Raw genomic sequence first — 17,745 nt, forward strand, 5'->3', positions numbered from 1 at the left:
GTCCTCGCCTCCTCAGTACCTGTATAACTATGTCATACAGGTGTGGCCGGTGTCACGAAGACGGTGACTTGTGAGCGAGGAGCTTGGAGATGAACCGAAACGGCACGTCATGGCAGCCTGCGGCGGGATTCAGGCCCTACATCGACGGCCGGTGGATCGACTCCGACGGACCCGTCAACGAGGTTCTCGACCCCGCCACCGAAGAGGTCATCGCTCAGGGGCACGACGGTACGGTCCGGGACGTCGAGGCCGCCATCACCGCGGCGCGGACGGCATTCGACGACGGGCCCTGGGGACGCATGTCGGGTGGGGACCGGCGTCGGATTCTGATCAGATTCGCCGAGGCCCTCGACAAGCGGCGCGCCGCCATCGCCGACTTGGTGATCGCGGAAACCGGCGCGATCCCGGCGATCGCCGAGCGCCTGCACGTGGGCGTCGCCCTCGACCACTTCGCTTGGGCGGTCGAACAAGCCGACCGCGACCGGACGCGCCCGCTGCCGCCTCTGCCCGGGCACACCCTGGGGGCCGGCGTCGTGGTGAAGGAACCGTGCGGCGTCGTCGGAGCGATCAGCGCCTACAACTTCCCGTTCTTCCTCAACATGGCCAAACTGGGCGGGGCACTCGCGACCGGGAACACGGTCGTCCTCAAACCGTCGCCGATGACCCCGCTGGAAGCCTTCGTACTCGTCGACGCCGCGCACGACGCCGACCTGCCGCCGGGTGTACTCAACATCGTGTCGGGCGACGTCGAGGTCAGTCAGGCGCTCACCACAGACCCGCGCGTCGATGTCCTCACCTTCACCGGATCCGAGCGTGTCGGTGCCCTCGTCAGTGCTCAGGCCGCCCCGAACATCACGCGGGTTCACCTCGAACTCGGTGGGAAGTCCGCGCTCATCGTCCGTTCCGACGCCGATCTCGCCGACGCGGTCGGCTACGGCATCCGTCAGATCGTCACCCAGGCCGGCCAGGGTTGCGCGTTGTCGACTCGTCATCTGGTCCACCGTGACGTCTACCGCCGATACGTCGACATGCTCGTCGCCGCGGCATCACGCGTGAAGACGGGATTGCCGCGTGAGGACGGCGTCGGTATGGGTCCGCTCATCCGTGAACACCAGGTGGCGAGAGTCGAACACTACGTCGACCTCGCCCGCCAGGCCGGTGGCGTCATCGAGACCGGGGGAGCGCGCACCGCCGGACTCGACCGCGGTTTCTTCTACGACCCGACCGTCATCACCGGCCTCGACAACTCCGCGACGACCGTCCGCGAGGAGATCTTCGGTCCCGTCGCCGTCGTCCTGCCGTTCGACGACGACGCCGAGGCGGTTCGGATCGCCAACGACAGCCCGTACGGGCTCGGCGGCCACATCTACAGCGCCGACACCGCAACGGCTTTCGCGATGTGCCGCCAGATCCGATCCGGTTACCTGGCCATCAACGGCGGAGCCGGTGCCATGCATCCGGCCGCTCCGTTCGGCGGATTCAAACGTAGCGGACTCGGACGCGAGTACGGAGACGAAGGCCTCGAAGCGTTCCTCGAGACGAAGGCCATCAGTTTCCATGCGGGGTGAGTGGTTTCGATACGCCTCGTCGCAGGCTCCTCGGCTACTCAACCAGCGAGGGAGTCCCGCTCCCTGGGAGACCAGGTGCACGCGGAGGGTCAGACCACTGCTCCCTGAGGTGCGAGCGAAGCGAGCCACGAAGGGCTGGCGACGTCACCTCACCAGGCCTTCGTGGCTCGTCGCTTGCGCTCCTCGCACCTCAGGCAGCAAGGGGGTCAGTCGGTGACGTCCCACTCCAACGGGAGGGCGGTGAGGCCCGACACCGAACCGACGTGGTCCTCGATCGTGGCGTCGCCGGGGACCCGGTAGTCGGGAATGTGCTTGTGCCACTCCTCGATCACGATCTCGAGTTCGAGGCGTGCCAGGTGGGAGCCGAGGCAGCGGTGTCGTCCGGCGCCGAAGGCGATGTGCCGGTTCGGGCTTCGGCCGAAGACGATGTCCTCGGCGTCCTCGAACTCGTCGCGATCACGGTTGGCGGCCGCGGTGGACAGGACGACGCGGTCGCCGGCCTTGATCGGGCATCCGCCTAGTTCGGTGTCGCTCTTGACCACCCGGCTGGTGTTCACCACCGACCGCGCGCGCAACATCTCCTCGGAAACCTCACGCGGGGTGACGGTTCCGTCGACGATGAGGGCGCGCTGCTCAGGGTGCGCGGCCAGGTAGCGGAACGTGTAGCCCAGCGCGTTGGCGACGGTGTCGAGGCCGGCCATCCAGAGTTGGAAGGTCATCGACAGTGCTTCTTCGTCGGTCATCGGCCGGCCGCTCTTGAGGGGCTCGGTGACGATGACGCTCATGAGATCGTCGCGCGGGTCGGCGCGACGTTCGGCGAGCATTCCGGCGAGGTAGCCCATCACCTTCTTGCGCACGCCGAGCCGGATGGCGAAATCAGGATCGTCCTCGGGCTTGGTGTGCATCAGCGAGTCGATCCACGCGAGCAGCATCGGGGCGTCGTCGACGGGCATGCCCATGATGTCGAGGAAGACGCGCGTCGGGAGATCCTTGGCGAACTCGGCCACGAACTCGATACGGCCCTTCGATGCCAGGGCATCGATGAGATCGCACGCGAGTTGCCGGATGTCGTCGGCACGTTCCGCGATCGCCTTCGGTCCGAAGTGCGACGAGATCAGGGCGCGGTACTCGGTGTGCATCGGCGGGTCGATCTCGACCGGAATCCAGCGCTTCTTCTTCTCGTACGCCTCGTCCGGCTCGAAGGCCTCGACCGAATCGCTCGAAAACGTCTCCCAGTCCTGGAATGCTGTGAGGACCTCGTCGTAACCGAGGACGTACCAGACCGGACGCGGCGCCGAGGTGCGGTTCACCTGCACCGGGCACGCGTTCCGGAGCTCGTCCCACCGGCCGAACTGGTCGGCCCGGGCGGCCTCGTCGGTGCGATGGTCGAAGGTGGTGTCGTAAGCGCTGCCGCTGGGCGCGATCTCGGACATCGGTGGTTGCCTCGCAGTCTCGTCGGCACGGGGTTCGCAAGCCCAAAGCTACCACCGGCCTCGCTAACTTAGTTACCCTTCTCGGAACTGGCCTGTCCGCACCCCAGCCCGACCCGCGCCCGAGGGAGCCCCGACGTGAGACTGCGACTCGACCGAGACCTCTGTGTCGGTCACGCACAGTGCTTTGCCACCGATCCCAACCTCTTCCCGATCGACGACGACGGCTTCAGTCTGGTCGAGGATCAGGAGGTACCGGAGGACCAGGTCGCTGTCGCACGGGCCGGCGTCAATGCCTGTCCGGAACGCGCGCTCCGACTCGAGGGGGACGCGTGACCGCCACGGCGACGGGGGACTGGCGGACACGCCTCACCGATCTCATCGCCGACTACCGCTCCCGAACGCCGGATGAGTCGAAGGACCGCTACCAGCGCGCCCGGGACTGGCAGGCCGAACTCGACGACCACGGGTTGGCCGCACCGGCGTGGCCGCGCGAGGTCGGGGGCCTCGACCTCGCTCTCGACGACCTGCTCGACTACTACCGCATCACCTCCGCAGCGAAGGTGCCGTCGCATCCCTGTCCGCTGTCGATGATCCTGGCGCCGACCCTGATCGCCCACGGGACCGACGCGCAGAAGGAACGCTTCCTCAAGCCGTTGCTGCGTGCCGATGAGCTGTGGTGTCAGGGGTTCTCGGAGCCCGCGGCCGGCAGCGACCTCGCGTCGCTCACCACCCGCGCGGTACGCGACGGCGACGAGTACGTGGTGACCGGGCAGAAGATCTGGACCAGTCAGGCCGATCGCGCGGACTGGATTTTCGCGCTGGTGCGCACCACGCCACTCGAACCGGGGACCAAGCGATCCACCTCCGGCATCAGCTATCTACTCATCCCGATGACCAGTCCGGGCATCACCGTCCGGTCGTTGCGAGACATCAGCGGCGCAGCACATTTCGCGGAGGTCTTCTTCGACGACGTGCGCGTCCCGGTCGCCAACCGCATCGGCGCGGAAGGGGAGGGGTGGTCCATCATGCGCACCTCCCTCGGCCACGAACGTGCGACGGCGTTCCTCGCCGACGAATTCCGCTACCGCAACACCGTCGATCGCGTGTTCAGGCTGGTCGTCGACCAGGGACTCGCCGACGATCCACTGGTCCGGCAGCAGGTCGCCGACCTCGAGATCGGCGTGCAATCGGTCGCGCAGAACGGTGCTCGCGCACTCGCGGCGGTACTCCGCGGGCAGGATCCGGGTGCGGTCGCTTCGGTCAACCGGCTGGTGAAGTCGGAGTTCGAACAGCGGCTGCACGCCCTGGCTCTGCGAGCGACAGGCGAAGCGGCAGTGCTCGATTCACGCGCGGACGGCGCCTGCGACGGCGGCCGCTGGGCCTACGGATACCTCATGAGTCGCGCGACGACGATCGGCGCGGGTACTGCCGAGATCCAGCGCAACACGATTGCCGAGAAGGTTCTCGGCCTGCCGTCGTCGCGCGGGGAACGCATCGACGGGTCATCGGTCGTCGCGGCCGGCGAACCGATGGCGGTGGCCGACGACGACGAGCGTGAACTGCGCGCTGCGCTCGCCGGAGCGCTGAAGTCGGCCGTCGACCCTGCCGACCTACTCGACCGTTCGCGCGCGATTGATTCGTCCGACGCAGGGCTCTGGTCCGATCTCGTCGGGTTTGGGCTGCCGGCGTTGCATGTCCCTGCAGAGGAAGGGGGAGCAGGCGCCGACGTGCGGTTGCTGTGTGCCGCCGTCGAGGAATGCGCGAAGGTGATCGCGCCGGTTCCCCTGTTGCCCACGGTTGTCGCCGCATCCATCCTGCATGCAACCGGTGCCGCGGAAGCATTGAACGCCATGGCATCCGGGACTGTCGTCGTGCCGGCGTCACTGCCCACCGGCCCCGCGTGGGGTCGTCCGGGTGCATCGTCACCGGCCTGGAACGGTACATCGGTGACGGGCGAGCAGCGTCTGGTGCAGGGTGCCCCTGTCGCGTCGTCGTTCATCGTTTCTGCCCAGCAGGACGGCCGACCGGTGCTGATCCTCGTCGACGGTGAACCGGAGACGGTCACCGTCACCGCCCAGCAGGCGTTCGATCGTAGTTCGACGGTCGGGACGGTCAGATTCGACGCTGCACCCGGAACCGTTCTGGCCGAGGGCGACGCGGTCGAGACCGTCGCGGCACGCGTCCGGCCCATTGCGCTGCTCGCGCACGGCGCGGACGCGGTCGGCGTCGCCGCGCGGGCCGTCGCACTGGCCGTCGACTGGGCGGGTCAGCGCGAACAGTTCGGTCACGCCATCGGTTCGTTCCAGGCCGTGTCCCACCGGATCGCCGATGCCGCAGTCGCACTCGAGGGTGCTCGCAACCAGGTCCTGGGTGTCGCGGCCACGGTCGACGAGGGCGTGGTTCAGGGCGCCGATCTCGACTGCGCTGTCGACCTGGCCGTCGCATCCGCCCTCGACGCCGCGATCACCGCCACCGAGAGCTGCATCCAGGTGCTCGGCGGCATCGGCTTCACCTGGGAACACCCGGCTCATCTGTTGCTGCGACGGGCGCGCTCGATCGCGGTGCTCGCAGGCGGCGCGGACACCTTGCGCGATCGGGCGGCGACGCATCTCCTGTCGACGAAAACATGATTACCGCCTCACCCGACGAAGTACACTTGGTAAACCTTGTGACGGTCTTTCGATGCGATGAGAGGGGCGCTTGTGCGCGTATTGATTACCGGGGTCAGCGGTCTGGTGGGCCGGACCACGGCTGCCCGGCTGGTCGGGGCCGGCCACGACGTGGTCGGGCTCAGTCGCAGCGCGCCGCTCGAACTACCGTCGCAGGTCACCCACATCCGTGGTGACATCTCCGACGACGCCGTGCTCGCCAAGGCCTGCGAGGGCGTCGACGCCGTGATTCATTGCGCGTTCATGCTGGACGCCCGCGAGGGCCTGGACGCGATGGAACGCACCAACGTCGGCGGCACCCGCAAGTTGATCGCCGCCGCCGAGAAGGCCGGTGTCCGCCGCGCGATCTTCCTGTCATCGGTCACCGTCTACGGACCCCGCAGCTCGAACGACGAACCCCCACGTACCGAGTCGAGCGGAGCCACCCCACACCCCGACCAGCCCTACGCCGTCCACAAGGCCGAATGCGAGCGGTTGTTCGAGCAGTCCGCGCTGTCGTCGGTGCTTGTTCGCGCCGCGATCATCCTCGGGCGCGGCACCGACAACCGCCTGCAGGAGAACCTGGCCGGCGCCAATCACATCGGCGCGAGCGGACCCGAATATCCCTGGCAGGTCATCCATCACGACGACGTCGCAGCGTTCCTCTCGCTGGCCATCACCTCCGACCAGGAGGGCTTCGTCAATCTCGCCGCTGACGAGCCGGTCAGCCAGCGCCGCATCGCCGAGATGCTCGATCGCAAGCTGCTCGCTCTACCTCGCGGGGCGATGATCAACGCCGCCAAGGTCGCCGGCGGGATGTTGCACATCACCGCCGGCGAGGTGGCCGCCGCGCTGCGGATGCCGATGGGCGATCTCACCGAACTCCACGAGAAGTGGGGCTTCACTGCAGTGTGGAACGGCCCGGACACAGTTCTCGACACCCGCCTCGCCGTCGTCGGCCGCACCACCAGCAAGGGGCGCGTCGTCGCGGCACGAGGGCGGATTCCGTATTTGCACCAGATCGCCGCCGCCGATACACCTGCGCCGGACGGTGCGCCGCTGGCGTATTCGGGTCCCGAGGATCTCCGCGGCGAGTTCGACACCCCGATCGATCGGCGTTTCCCGGTCTACTCGCAGACCAACCTGGCGGAGGCGCTGCCCGGTCCGTCGACGGCGCTCACGCTCGACGTCCAGGGGCGTGCATTGCGCGGCACCACGTCGGCCGTTGCCGATTTGCTCGGACTGCCAGGCGCTTTGGGCACCGAGGCGTCGGCCCGCCTGCAGGCGGGGCACGCCCACCGCATGTACATCAACGCCTCCGCGACCTACCACGTGTCGCTCGCGATGCCGGGCACCAATCCCGACGAACTCGCGGCCCAGTTCACCGGAACCCACGCCGACGAACTGCCCGGCGGACAGTCCGCCATCGCCGGGACCTACCAGGGTCCCGCCCAGACCGCGGCGTCGAAGGCCAAGTCCGCGGCCGCAGTCGGTGCACGGGTGGTGTCGCTCGTCCGGTCGTCGGCACTCGACGTCGACGAGGTCCGCGCACAGACCGCACGACTTGAGGGTTTCCTCGACGAACTCGACACGATGTCCGACGCCCAACTCCGGCAGGTGTTGCTGCTTGCCGGCGATCTGCTCGCCTACGCCTGGACCGTGCAGGGTGTGGTCAACCTGCTCGGCGGAGCGGCCCTGACCGTCGCGTCGAAGAACTCCGAGGAGAACCTCGATCTCGGCGACGATCTCGAGAGCGGCGCAACCCTCCGCGGTGTGCGCGAACTCGCGCTCGCCGCGGCCGCCGATCCCGACGTCCTCGCCCTCCTGACCGACCGCTCGCCCGGCCTACCCGAGCGCGTCGCCGAAAAGGCTCCGGCGTTCTGGAAGAAGGTGTCGATCGCACTCGACCGTTTCGGTCACCGCGGGCCCGCCGAATCCGAGTTCGACGCCAAGTCCTTCTCCGACGACGTCCACAGTTTCCTGGTCACCGTCGGCCGGGCTGCTGCCTCCGCCGAGGCGGCGCCGGACCACAGCGGCGCACCCCGCAAACTGTCGGTGCCGCAGAAGATCGCGGCCAAGCTGCTCCGCCAGCGTGAACAGAACCGGGACCGGTGCGTTCGCCTCACCTGGATCATGCGCCGCCTGGTCCGTGAACAGGGGCGCCGCCTCACCGCGCAGGGCCGCATCGACGCCCCCGACGACCTGTTCCACCTCACCCTGGGCGTCCTCATCGACCCGCCCGATGGGGCCCGCGAAATCATCGCGCGCCGAAAGGCCGAGCGCGAGAGGCTCGAACAGCTGCACATGCCGCCCATCTTCGCCGAGAAGTGGGAGGCCGCCGAGGTCCTCAAGCCGCTCGAGGCGGGGGAGAAGCTCGACGGTATCGGGATCTGCGGTGACAAGATCGTCGGCCGTGCGCGAATCGTGGAGCCGCACACCATCGACGACGTCGAACCGGGCGAGGTCATGATCGCCCACGTCACCGACATCGGATACACCGCGCTCTTCGGACACGTCGCGGCGGTCGTCACCGACATCGGCGGCGTCATGTCGCACGCCGCCGTCGTCGCCCGTGAGTTCGGCGTCGCGTGCGTCGTCGACACCCAGGTCGCGGCGTCGCGCATCCCGAACGGCGCCCTGGTCGAGGTCGACGGATCCGCCGGAACCATCACGGTTCTCGAACTCGGATCGGCCGATCAAGCTGCGCTGGTGTCGAATCCGGGATGAGCACACCCAGCACCATGACAGCGGCGATCCGTGCCGTCGTCTTCGACTGGTCAGGGGTCCTCACCGAGTCGCCGCTGTCCGGACTGCGCCGGTACAGCGTTGAACTCGGGCTTCCCGAGACCGCTCTCGATCGCTACATCCGCGGCGACGAGGAATTCTCGAAGGTGGAACGCGGGGAGCTGTCGGTTCGTGACTTCCTCAAGGGTGTCTGCGTTCGGGTGCGTGAGGAGCACGGCGTCGAGATCGAGATTCGACGCCTCGGCGCCGCGATGGTCGACACCCGCACACTGCGCCAACCCATGCTCGACCTCGTCGCCGAACTCAGCGGCCGCTACACACTGGCGGTCCTCACCAACAACGTCGCCGAGAACCGGGAACACCTGGCGACGACGCTGCCGCTCGACCACTTCGCCTTCGTCCTCAACTCCGCGGATGTCGGGGTGCGCAAACCGGATCCGCTGATCTACCGGGAGTTGTTGCGTCGCCTGGACTGTGAGGCTTCGGAGGTCGTGTACATCGACGACTTCGCCGAGAACCTGCCGCCGGCGGCAGACCTCGGCATGTCGACGATCGAGTTCACCGATCCGGAGAACCTACGAATCCGCCTGGCCGAGTTGGGTATCTGAGCCCCGCCGGCCGAGTAGGTCCGAGGGGCTACCCGAGGACCGTATCGAGGTCAGCTCGCCGAGTGGTTTCGACACGGCTCCTCGCTGCGCTCGGCGCCTGCTCAACCAGCGGAGTGCGGCCCGCGCTGCGCTCGTCGCCTGCTCAACCAGCGGAGTGTGGCCCGCGCTGCGCTCGTCGCCTGCTCAACCAGCGGAGTGGGGCCCTCGTCGCCTGCTCAACCAGCGAAGTGTGCGCTCAGTCGCCTGCTCAACCAGCGGGGGTCAGTCCATGACATCCCGGACGCGAGTGTTCTCGTGTCCGGCGAGAAGGGCCTTGTTGGAGTTCTTCATGTGACGCTGCCAGTGGGCTGCGGCCTCGGTGCCGTCGCCGGCGCGGACGAGGTCGACGAGCTTCTGGTAGGAGCGGATGAGCTTGGTGTACTGCGAGCGCGGCATCGGGCCGTCGTGGATGGTGCTGGCGATGTGACGCTCGGCGATCTCGTGGAGCATGCCGGAGATCATCGCCATCGCCGAATTGCCGGACAGCTCGATCATGCGGCGGTGGAACCAGACCGACGCCTGGGCCATGGTGCCGTCTTCGTAGGCGTCCTTGAGTTGATTGTCGATGATCGACTGGAGTTCGTCGAACGCCTCGGTGTTGCCGGTCTCCGCGAGCATTTCCGCGGCCGCGGGTTCGATGACCTCGCGGGCCCGCATCACCTCGGCGATCGTCGTCCCGGACAGCTCCAGCAGGAGACCCGCGGGACGCGCGACGATCTCGGGGCCAGGGACACGGATCCGCGCACCGGTACGGGAGCCGCGACGCACTTCGACGAGGCGCTCGGACTCGAGGACACGGACCGCTTCACGCAGCGTCGGGCGGCTCACCTGGAAGTGCGCCATGAGATCCGCTTCGTGGGGAAGGAAGTCACCCTCCTTGAGCTGACCGTCGACGATCATCCGGCGCAGGGTGCGTGCCACCAGCTCAGCGGTTTTGGGGGACCGGATCGCACCGGTCGTGGTCGCGGGGACCATCATGGGAGCCAGGTTGACGGGCTTGGTCATGGGCGCCTTCCTCTTGCGTAACCACCGACGCACCCGAAGTGAGCGCGATGGCCGAACCGGATCTGAGCCCCTGGCCGATCTGATACACCCAGTTGTCAAACCCAGTAATACAAGTCGAGTCTACCCAATCGCGGCGAGTCGGTCGCCGGCAAAACCGATCGCGGCGTCGTTGAATCGTGCACGTGCCCTGCGCCCGACGAGAAAGCTGGGGCACGACAGGAATCCGACGTCGGGGAGATCGGTGCGTTTGCCGAGCATCTCGCTCGCCTGCGCGGTGTCCCCGCAGATCGCGATCGACCACAGCATGTCGTCGGAAACGTGGTCGCCGATCGTCGTCGGCGCCTCACGGAAGGCCCGGCGGATGGCTGCGACCTCGTCCTGCCAGCCATGCAGTTCGACCAGCGGGTCGTAGGTCTTGACCGTGAGGTAGAAGGCGATCTGGCGGCGTGCGGCGGCGATCGCGGCCTCGGGATCGTCGTCGTCGACGGCGGTGATGACCCATCCCCAACGGGTGATGTCGTCGACCGATCGTCCGGAATCCGCTGCCCCGAAGGCGAGTTCGGGTGCAACCGCCTCCGACCACCAGCGGTCGGTGAAGATGCCGTGGCCGAGGATGCCGTCGGCGTCCCGGCCGACCGTCCGCACCATGTACTTGTTGAACGCGCCGATGAGGATGGGTATGTCGAGTGCCCCGAACACCGGGGCGCGCACATCGGCATCGATCGAGTAGAAGCGACCATCGAACGTGATGGGTTCACCGTTCTCGGCGGTGAGGAAGGCGCGGATCACCCGGATCAGCTCTGACATCCGCGGCGCGGCGTGACTGGAGTCGACGTCGAACCAGTCCCGATTCATGCGGAAGCTTCCGGCTCCCAGCCCGAGGAATACGCGTTCAGGGGCGAGCCGATGAAGATGTCGCAACGCCGAGGCATGCACGAACGGCGACCGTGCGAACGCGTACGCGATGCCCGGACCGACAGCGGCCGACGATGAGCCGAGCGCCATTTCCGTCGATGTGACATAGGCGTCGATGTCGGCGAACTCGCCGGTGCAGAACGCGATCGCGCCCGCAGCTTCGGCGGCCCGTGCCTGTTCGGCACCCGGCCAGGGCAGGCCCCACTGCATCGCATCCTCCGCACGTCGCTGGGTGGGGTCGGTCGACGACCGACCCCCTCGGCAAGTGTAAGCAGGATAACTTAGTGATACATCTGGGTTGGCAGATGCATTTGCCCGACCTGCGACGAAACCTTCTACGATCACCTAGTGAACTATGTAACCTACCTGTGTGGACCCGCAGATCTTTGTAGGCAATCCACTCGGGCACCGAACCAGCGGGCACCCGGAGGCAGACCACACCGAGAAGCAGGCCCAGACAGGAATCGCTCGATGACATCGAAGAACCCGGCGGCCGGGATTCCGCACTCGCTGCACCGATTGTGGGATGCCCCGGACGACGCCCGGATGGTTCACAGCGACGGCGAATGGTTCCGCTGGGGGCAGATGCGGGCGCTTGTCGAAGGCATCGAACGAGCGCTCTACGACGCCGGCCTCGGCCCGGACGCACGGATCGCCACCGTTCTCGGCAACCGACTCGAGTCGATCGCCGCGTTGATCGCGGTGATCCGTGCCGAACGCACGCTGGTCACGCTGAGCCCGCTCCAGCCACCGACCCGCCTCGCCGCCGACCTCCGGCAGAGCGATCCGGTCGCCGTCCTGGCACCTCCCGGGTATTGGGAAGATCCCGAGTTCGCGGCCGCAGCAGTCGATTCCGGGGCGTGGGGCTTCAGCATCGAGATCGATGTGCCGGTGACCACGCGACTCACCGGAATCCCTTCGGGGGCGGAGTCCCAACACCGCGGTGTGGCGATCGAGATGCGCACGTCGGGAACCACCGGAGACCCGAAGCGGATCCCGCTGACCTACAAGCAGATCAACGCGTCTCTCTACTCAGCGGTCGCACACGCCGGCGTGACGATCGCAGAGGCGCCGCCGTTCAGCGGGCAGCCCGCCCTGATCACGCTGCCCATCGTGCACATCGGCGGCATGTTCGCCCTGCTTCAAGGGCTCGTGCAGGCCCGGCCCCTCGCAATTCTCGAACGCTTCACCATCGACGGTTGGCGCGCCGCCATCCGCGACCATCGCCCCATCGTGGCCGGTCTCCCCGGTGCGGCAATAGGTACCGTTCTCGACGCCGACGTCCCGGCGGAGGACCTGTCGAGCCTGCGTGCGCTGAACGCGGGCACGAGCCCCGTCGATCCCGCACTGGTGGACAGGTTCATCGAGAAGTACGGCATTCCGATCCTGATCGTCTACGGCGCCACCGAGTTCTCCGGTGCGGTCGCCGGTTGGACGATCAAGGACTTCCGGAAGTCGTGGGAGGCCAAGAAGGGGAGCGTCGGACGACCGTTCCCTGGTGTCGAGCTCAGCATCGTCGACGAGGCCGGTTCGCCCGTGCCCGCCGGGAACACCGGACGTCTCCGCGTGCGTTCGCATCAGTCCGGCCGGGCTTCCGAGTGGTTGACTACCAGCGACCTCGCCCACATCGACGACGACGGTTTCCTCTACATCGATGGCCGGGCCGACGACGTGATCATCCGCGGCGGCTTCAAAGTGTCCCCGGACGTGGTTGCACGCGCACTGAGGACCCACGACAGCGTCGCCGACGCCGCGGTCGCCGGTGTTCCCGACCCTCGTCTCGGTGCGGTCCCGGTCGCCGGGGTCGAGGTCCGGCGCGGCGAGCGCCGGCCCAGCGGTTCCGAACTCCGCGACCACTGTCGCACCCAGCTCACGCCGTACGAGGTTCCGGTCGCGGTCCACGTCCTCGACGAGCTGCCGCGGTCGGCGTCTCTCAAGGTCGACCGTCGCAGACTCCTCGAGTTGTTCGAGTCCGCTGTTCCCGAATCCATCGCGGGCAACGGCGAATTCGCACCCGACCCGACTGCCCGAGACCTACAGTCTTCGGTGGGAAAGGACTAGACGATGACTGACGCAACGGAGACCGGTACCGCCCACCTCCCAGGCACCGGCCGGGTGGCCGGGAAGGTCGCACTGGTGACCGGAGCCGCCCGCGGCCAGGGCAAGAGCCACGCGATCCGGCTCGCCGAAGAGGGTGCCGACATCATCCTCTTCGACCTGTGCCGCGATATCGAGACCAACGGCTACCCGCTGGCCACCCCACGCGATCTGGAGGAGGCGGCCCTCGAGGTCGAGAAGACCGGCCGCCGTGCCATCGCCGCCGAGGTCGACGTCCGGGACCGGGGAGCGCTCGACACCGCGATCACTGCGGCAGTCGCCGAGTTCGGGCGCCTCGACGTGGTCGTCGCCAACGCCGGAATCTGCCCGCTCGGCGACGGACCCGTCGAGGCCTTCGCCGACGCGTTCGACGTCGACCTCGTCGGGGCGACCAACACGATCCACGCGAGCCTCCCGCATCTGATCGCAGGCGCATCGATCATCGCGACCGGCTCGGTCGCCGCGCTGCTCGCCGCCGGATCCCAGGGCGGGCCGTCGGGTGCCGGCGGTGCGGGGTACGTGCTCGCCAAGGAGATGCTGACCACCTACATCCACCGGCTCGCGAAGGTACTGGCACCGAAGTCCATCCGCGCCAACATCATCCACCCGACCAACGTCAACACCCCGATGCTGCAGAGCGGGCCGATGTTCCGGCAGTTCCGTCCCGATCTCACCGATCCGGGACCCGACAACGTCACCGCGGCGTTCGCGTCGTTGCAATCCATGCCCGACGTCCCGTGGATAGAACCCGCCGACGTCAGCGACGCCGTCGTCTACCTGGCCTCGTCGGAATCCCGCTACATCACGGGCCTCGACCTGACCATCGATGCCGGCGCAACCCTGGGCCGAGGAGGCCGCTGATGACAACAACCGAGAAGTCCGGGACAGAGAAGTCCGGCACCACGGGCAAGATCACCGACGAGGACATCGAACGGGCGAAGGCGCAGATCGGGATCCCGGTCAAACAGCGGGACATCCCGTGGAACACACTGCCGCAGGCCGATTCGATCAGCCACTTCGCATTCGGCTGCGGCGACGACAACCCGCTGTTCCACGATCCCGAGTACGGACGCACCACCCGCTGGCACGGACAGATCGCGCCGCCGACCTACCCGATCACCACCGGTCTCGACCAGACCCCGGCGTTCGCCGACGAGGAACGCAAGAAGCTGTTCCGGGGACTGTTTCGCGGCACCGGCAAGTACTACTCCGGCGTGAAATGGACGTGGTATCAACCCATCTACGCGGGCAATCCGATCTACTCCGAGGTGTACACCCTCGACGTCCAGGTCAAACAGAGCTCGTTCTCCGGCGGCCGGTCGGTGAAGGAGACCTACCGGCACCTCTACGTCGATGCCGCGGGGCGTCCGGTCGCCACCCGCGACGAGTCGTACATCAATGCCGAACGCAGTGGCTCGAAGAAGGCCGGGAAGCTCCGCGACGTCGAGCGCAAACGGTGGACGCCGGAGGAACTCGAGGAGGTCGAGGCCGCCTACGAGGCAGAGGTCCGTCAGGGCGCCGATCCGAACTGGTGGGAGGGCGTCGAGGTCGGTGCCGAACTCCCCGCGGTCATGAAGGGACCGCTCGGTGTCGTCGACATCATCAGCATGCACATGGGCTGGGGGTGGGGCGGATACGGCATCGGCCCCCTCAAATACGCACACCAGGCACGCAAGCGCATGCCGGCGTTCTACGAACCCGACGAGTACGGGATGCCCGAAGTCGTCCAACGGCTGCACTGGGATTCGGCACGCGCCCAGGAACTGGGCATCCCGGCGGCGTACGACTACGGGCAGATGCGCGCGGCCTGGGTCAGTCACCTCCTGACCAACTGGATCGGCGACGACGGTTGGATCGTCGACATGGATCTCACGTTGCGGGGCTTCAACTATCACGGGGACACACATCTGTGCACCGGTCGCGTCATCGAGAAGGGCGCGACCCCCCGGGAACCGATCACCATCGAGGTCGCCGCGACCAGCCAGCGCGGAGAGGCCACCACGCAGGGAACCGCGAGAGTGCTCTTGCCTTCTCAGACGATCGGGGCGGTGATCCTGCCCGAACCGGACGAGGATCTCCGGGTGCGTGGCGCACAAGTGGTCAGCCGGCTCGGCGGCAAGGTCGGGGAGACGTTGCGCCGCAACGGTCTGGCCTGACGGTCGTTCGACAACACCGGGCCACGGGAGGTCGGCACGTTGGCGAAACAGGTGCCGCGGAAAGTGCCGCGGCAGGAGCGATCTCAACGCATGGTCGCCGGGATCCTCGACGCCTGCGCGACTCTGCTCATCGAGCGCGGGTACGACGGTGTGTCCACGCACCGGATCGCCCAGGAAGCCGAGATCAGTCCCGGCAGTCTGTATCAGTATTTCGCGAACAAGGACGCCATCGTCGCGATGACGGTGGAGCGGATGATCCAGAAGATCGCGACCGAGTTGCTATCCGCACTCGAGGTCGGCACCGACGCCCCGCCTCAGGAGCAGATCGCAACCGTCGTCGACGCGGCACTGACTGCCGCCGAACAGAATCGCGAACTCGTCCGGGTGCTGGTCGAGCAGATGCCGAGGCTGGGCGGCTCCACCGAGATCCGCCGGGTCGAGGAACGTGCACGGGAGATGATCGCGCAGTACCTCCTCACCAGCCCGGCCGCCGAGAATCCGGACCGGCCACCCACTTTGGTCTGGATGGCATTTCAGGCCGTTCAACAGCTCAGCGTCCGGTACGTTCTGGACCAACCTGACATACCCCGCGAGGAGTTCGTGACCGAACTGTCTCGCCTGCTGGTCACACTGGTCGCTCCCACTCCTTAGAGGCGCCTGCTGACCGAACGATCGGCGAATTTCGCCGAATCGTATATGCAAGAGTTATCTAACTAGGTAAGCTCGCTCGTGCACACGTGGTGTGATGCAGGCTACATCGGGGGTAGGGAGTTCGAATGGCCGTAGCGTCCGATCCCCAGCGCGGCGCCGAGCCCGCTGTCGGAAAGGTCGGGCCCGCCGGGGAGGGCGACGCCGTCGGCGAGATCGGGGAGTGGGGCAGCGGCTACGTCAAGCGCCACCCCAAGGCCTCGCTCGAGACGGTCGGCGAACAGTTCGTTCTCGGTCTGCGCTCGATCCAATGGTTGTTCACCGACATCGTCACCCGGAAGTTCCCGTACCGGGAATTCGTCGAGCAGGCCGCGTTCATGGCACGGACCGCCGTGCTCCCGACGCTGCTCGTCGCGATCCCCATCGGCGTGACGCTCTCCATCCAGTTCGCGCTGCTCGCAGGGCAGGTCGGCGCGACCTCGCTCGCCGGCGCAGCGAGCGGACTCACCGTGATCCGCCAGGGGGCACCTCTCGTCGCCGCGATCCTGATGGCCGCAGCGGTCGGCTCGGCCATCTGCGCCGATCTCGGCTCGCGCCAGATCCGCGAGGAGATCGACGCCATGGAGGTGATGGGCGTCCAGGTGGTGCGGCGTCTCGTGTCGCCTCGGCTGGCCGCCGGGGTCGTGGTGTCTCTCGCACTCACGGGTCTCACCTGCTTCGTCGGCTTCTTCGCCGGCTACCTCTACAACACCTTCGTGCAGGACGGCACCCCCGGCAGTTTCGTCTCGACCTTCGCGTCGTTCGCAACCGTCGGGGACTTCATCCTCACGATGATCAAGGCGGTGGTCTTCGGCGCGATCGTCACCATCGTCGGATGTCAGAAAGGCCTGTCCGCCAAGGGCGGTCCGGCCGGGGTGGCCAACGCGGTCAACGCCTCGGTGGTCGCCTCGATCCTGCTGCTGATGATCGTCAACGTCGTCTTCACCCAGGTCTACGAGCTGGCCTTCCCGCGGCAGGGGTTCTGATGACCGTCGCGCGGTACTACCCGCCCGGAGTCGGGCCGCTGCTGACGGGCCTGCGCAGGATCGGTGGCCCGATCACCCAGGTCGGCCACATGATCACCTTCTTCCTGCGGGCGGTCCTCAACGTCCCGACGATGCTGCTGCACTACAAGCGCGAGTTCGCGCGTGTGCTCTCGGATGTCACCTGGGGCAACGGGTCGATCGTGGTCGGCGGCGGCACCGCCGGCGTCATCATCGTGCTCGGCGCGACCGCCGGTGCGATCGTCGGTATCGAGGGCTACAGCGCCCTGGAACTGCTGGGCATGGGCCCGGCCACCGGATTCATCTCGTCCTTCGCCTCGACCCGCGAACTCGCCCCGATCATGGCGGCTCTCGCCTTCGCCGCCCAGGCCGGTTGCCGTTTCACCGCTCAGCTCGGGGCCATGCGGATCTCGGAGGAGATCGACGCGATGGAGGCCATCGCATTGCGGCCGATCCCGTACCTGGTGACGACGCGCCTGATGGCCTCCGTCGTCGCCGTCATCCCGCTCTACATCGTGTGTCTCGGAGTGAACTACCTCGTCTGCCAACTGGTCGTGAGCATGTCGGGCGCCGGGTCGTCGGGCACCTATCTGCACTACTTCACCCTCGTCCTCAGTGGAACCGACATCGCCTACTCGATCCTCAAAGCGGTTGTCTTCGTGTCGATCACGACGACCATCCAGTGCTACTACGGTTTCTACGCCTCGGGCGGCCCCCAGGGCGTCGGCGTCGCCGCGGGCCGGGCGATGCGTACTGCGATCACGGTCATGATCATCGTCAACATGCTGCTGACCATGGCGCTCTGGGGCGTCAACGCCGGCGCGCGGTTCGGAGGCTGAC

At 67.3% G+C, this 17,745-nt stretch carries 14 protein-coding genes; 11 read left to right on the top strand and 3 right to left on the bottom strand.

Annotated elements, in window-relative coordinates; translation table 11 throughout:
• The first annotated feature begins 89 nt into the window (after positions 1-89).
• Complete coding sequence (locus tag LQD00_RS01030; protein WP_232715254.1) at positions 90-1,568, top strand: aldehyde dehydrogenase family protein; 1,479 nt, start codon at positions 90-92, stop codon at positions 1,566-1,568.
• Between the two features lie 206 nt (positions 1,569-1,774).
• Here the strand turns inward: LQD00_RS01030 and LQD00_RS01035 are convergent, their stop codons facing one another.
• Positions 1,775-3,001, bottom strand: coding sequence for a cytochrome P450 (locus LQD00_RS01035; RefSeq protein ID WP_232715255.1), 1,227 nt, complete (start codon positions 2,999-3,001; stop codon positions 1,775-1,777).
• A gap of 135 nt (positions 3,002-3,136) precedes the next feature.
• Here LQD00_RS01035 and LQD00_RS01040 point away from each other — a divergent pair, with 135 nt between their 5' ends.
• From LQD00_RS01040 to LQD00_RS01055, 4 genes are all read left to right on the top strand, one after another.
• Entirely contained in the window at positions 3,137-3,334 is a 198-nt protein-coding gene (locus LQD00_RS01040; protein ID WP_232715256.1) for a ferredoxin, read from the top strand.
• Positions 3,331-5,631, top strand: a complete 2,301-nt coding sequence (locus tag LQD00_RS01045; protein WP_232715257.1) for an acyl-CoA dehydrogenase family protein — start codon at positions 3,331-3,333, stop codon at positions 5,629-5,631. Before LQD00_RS01040 ends, LQD00_RS01045 begins: the two co-directional genes overlap by 4 nt.
• A gap of 72 nt (positions 5,632-5,703) precedes the next feature.
• On the top strand, positions 5,704-8,376 hold the full coding sequence (locus LQD00_RS01050) for an NAD-dependent epimerase/dehydratase family protein (protein ID WP_232715258.1): 2,673 nt from the start codon (positions 5,704-5,706) through the stop codon (positions 8,374-8,376).
• Positions 8,373-9,002: an HAD family hydrolase gene (locus LQD00_RS01055; RefSeq protein WP_232715259.1), complete on the top strand. Its 630-nt coding sequence runs from the start codon at positions 8,373-8,375 to the stop codon at positions 9,000-9,002. Before LQD00_RS01050 ends, LQD00_RS01055 begins: the two co-directional genes overlap by 4 nt.
• Before the next feature lie 261 nt (positions 9,003-9,263).
• Here LQD00_RS01055 and LQD00_RS01060 read toward each other — a convergent pair whose 3' ends face one another.
• Together LQD00_RS01060 and LQD00_RS01065 are read right to left on the bottom strand one after the other, a co-directional pair.
• Positions 9,264-10,046 (bottom strand): FadR/GntR family transcriptional regulator, encoded by a 783-nt coding sequence (locus LQD00_RS01060; protein ID WP_006864827.1) that lies wholly within the window; start codon positions 10,044-10,046, stop codon positions 9,264-9,266.
• 120 nt (positions 10,047-10,166) lie between these two features.
• A complete protein-coding gene (locus tag LQD00_RS01065) occupies positions 10,167-11,171 on the bottom strand; it encodes an LLM class flavin-dependent oxidoreductase (protein ID WP_232715260.1) in 1,005 nt (334 codons plus the stop codon).
• A gap of 261 nt (positions 11,172-11,432) precedes the next feature.
• Between LQD00_RS01065 and LQD00_RS01070 the strand changes: the two genes are divergently transcribed.
• From LQD00_RS01070 to LQD00_RS01095, 6 genes are all read left to right on the top strand, one after another.
• Positions 11,433-13,022 carry a class I adenylate-forming enzyme family protein gene (locus tag LQD00_RS01070; protein ID WP_232715261.1) on the top strand — a complete coding sequence of 530 codons (1,590 nt, stop codon included), beginning with the start codon at positions 11,433-11,435 and terminating at the stop codon, positions 13,020-13,022.
• A gap of 3 nt (positions 13,023-13,025) precedes the next feature.
• The gene (locus tag LQD00_RS01075; RefSeq protein ID WP_232715262.1) at positions 13,026-13,919 is read left to right on the top strand and encodes a mycofactocin-coupled SDR family oxidoreductase; all 894 of its coding nucleotides are present in this window, start codon (positions 13,026-13,028) and stop codon (positions 13,917-13,919) included.
• Entirely contained in the window at positions 13,919-15,214 is a 1,296-nt protein-coding gene (locus LQD00_RS01080; protein ID WP_232715263.1) for an FAS1-like dehydratase domain-containing protein, read from the top strand. The genes LQD00_RS01075 and LQD00_RS01080 overlap by 1 nt, the downstream gene beginning before the upstream one ends.
• 90 nt (positions 15,215-15,304) lie before the next feature.
• On the top strand, positions 15,305-15,865 hold the full coding sequence (locus tag LQD00_RS01085) for a TetR/AcrR family transcriptional regulator (protein ID WP_006864832.1): 561 nt from the start codon (positions 15,305-15,307) through the stop codon (positions 15,863-15,865).
• Between the two features lie 125 nt (positions 15,866-15,990).
• The gene (locus LQD00_RS01090; RefSeq protein WP_006864833.1) at positions 15,991-16,887 is read left to right on the top strand and encodes an MlaE family ABC transporter permease; all 897 of its coding nucleotides are present in this window, start codon (positions 15,991-15,993) and stop codon (positions 16,885-16,887) included.
• Positions 16,887-17,744, top strand: a complete 858-nt coding sequence (locus LQD00_RS01095; RefSeq protein WP_232715264.1) for an ABC transporter permease — start codon at positions 16,887-16,889, stop codon at positions 17,742-17,744. The genes LQD00_RS01090 and LQD00_RS01095 overlap by 1 nt, the downstream gene beginning before the upstream one ends.
• Position 17,745 lies beyond the last annotated feature (1 nt).

It is taken from the genome of Gordonia metallireducens, assembly GCF_021245825.1.
In the GTDB taxonomy this organism is placed as follows: Bacteria; Actinomycetota; Actinomycetes; order Mycobacteriales; family Mycobacteriaceae; genus Gordonia; species Gordonia namibiensis.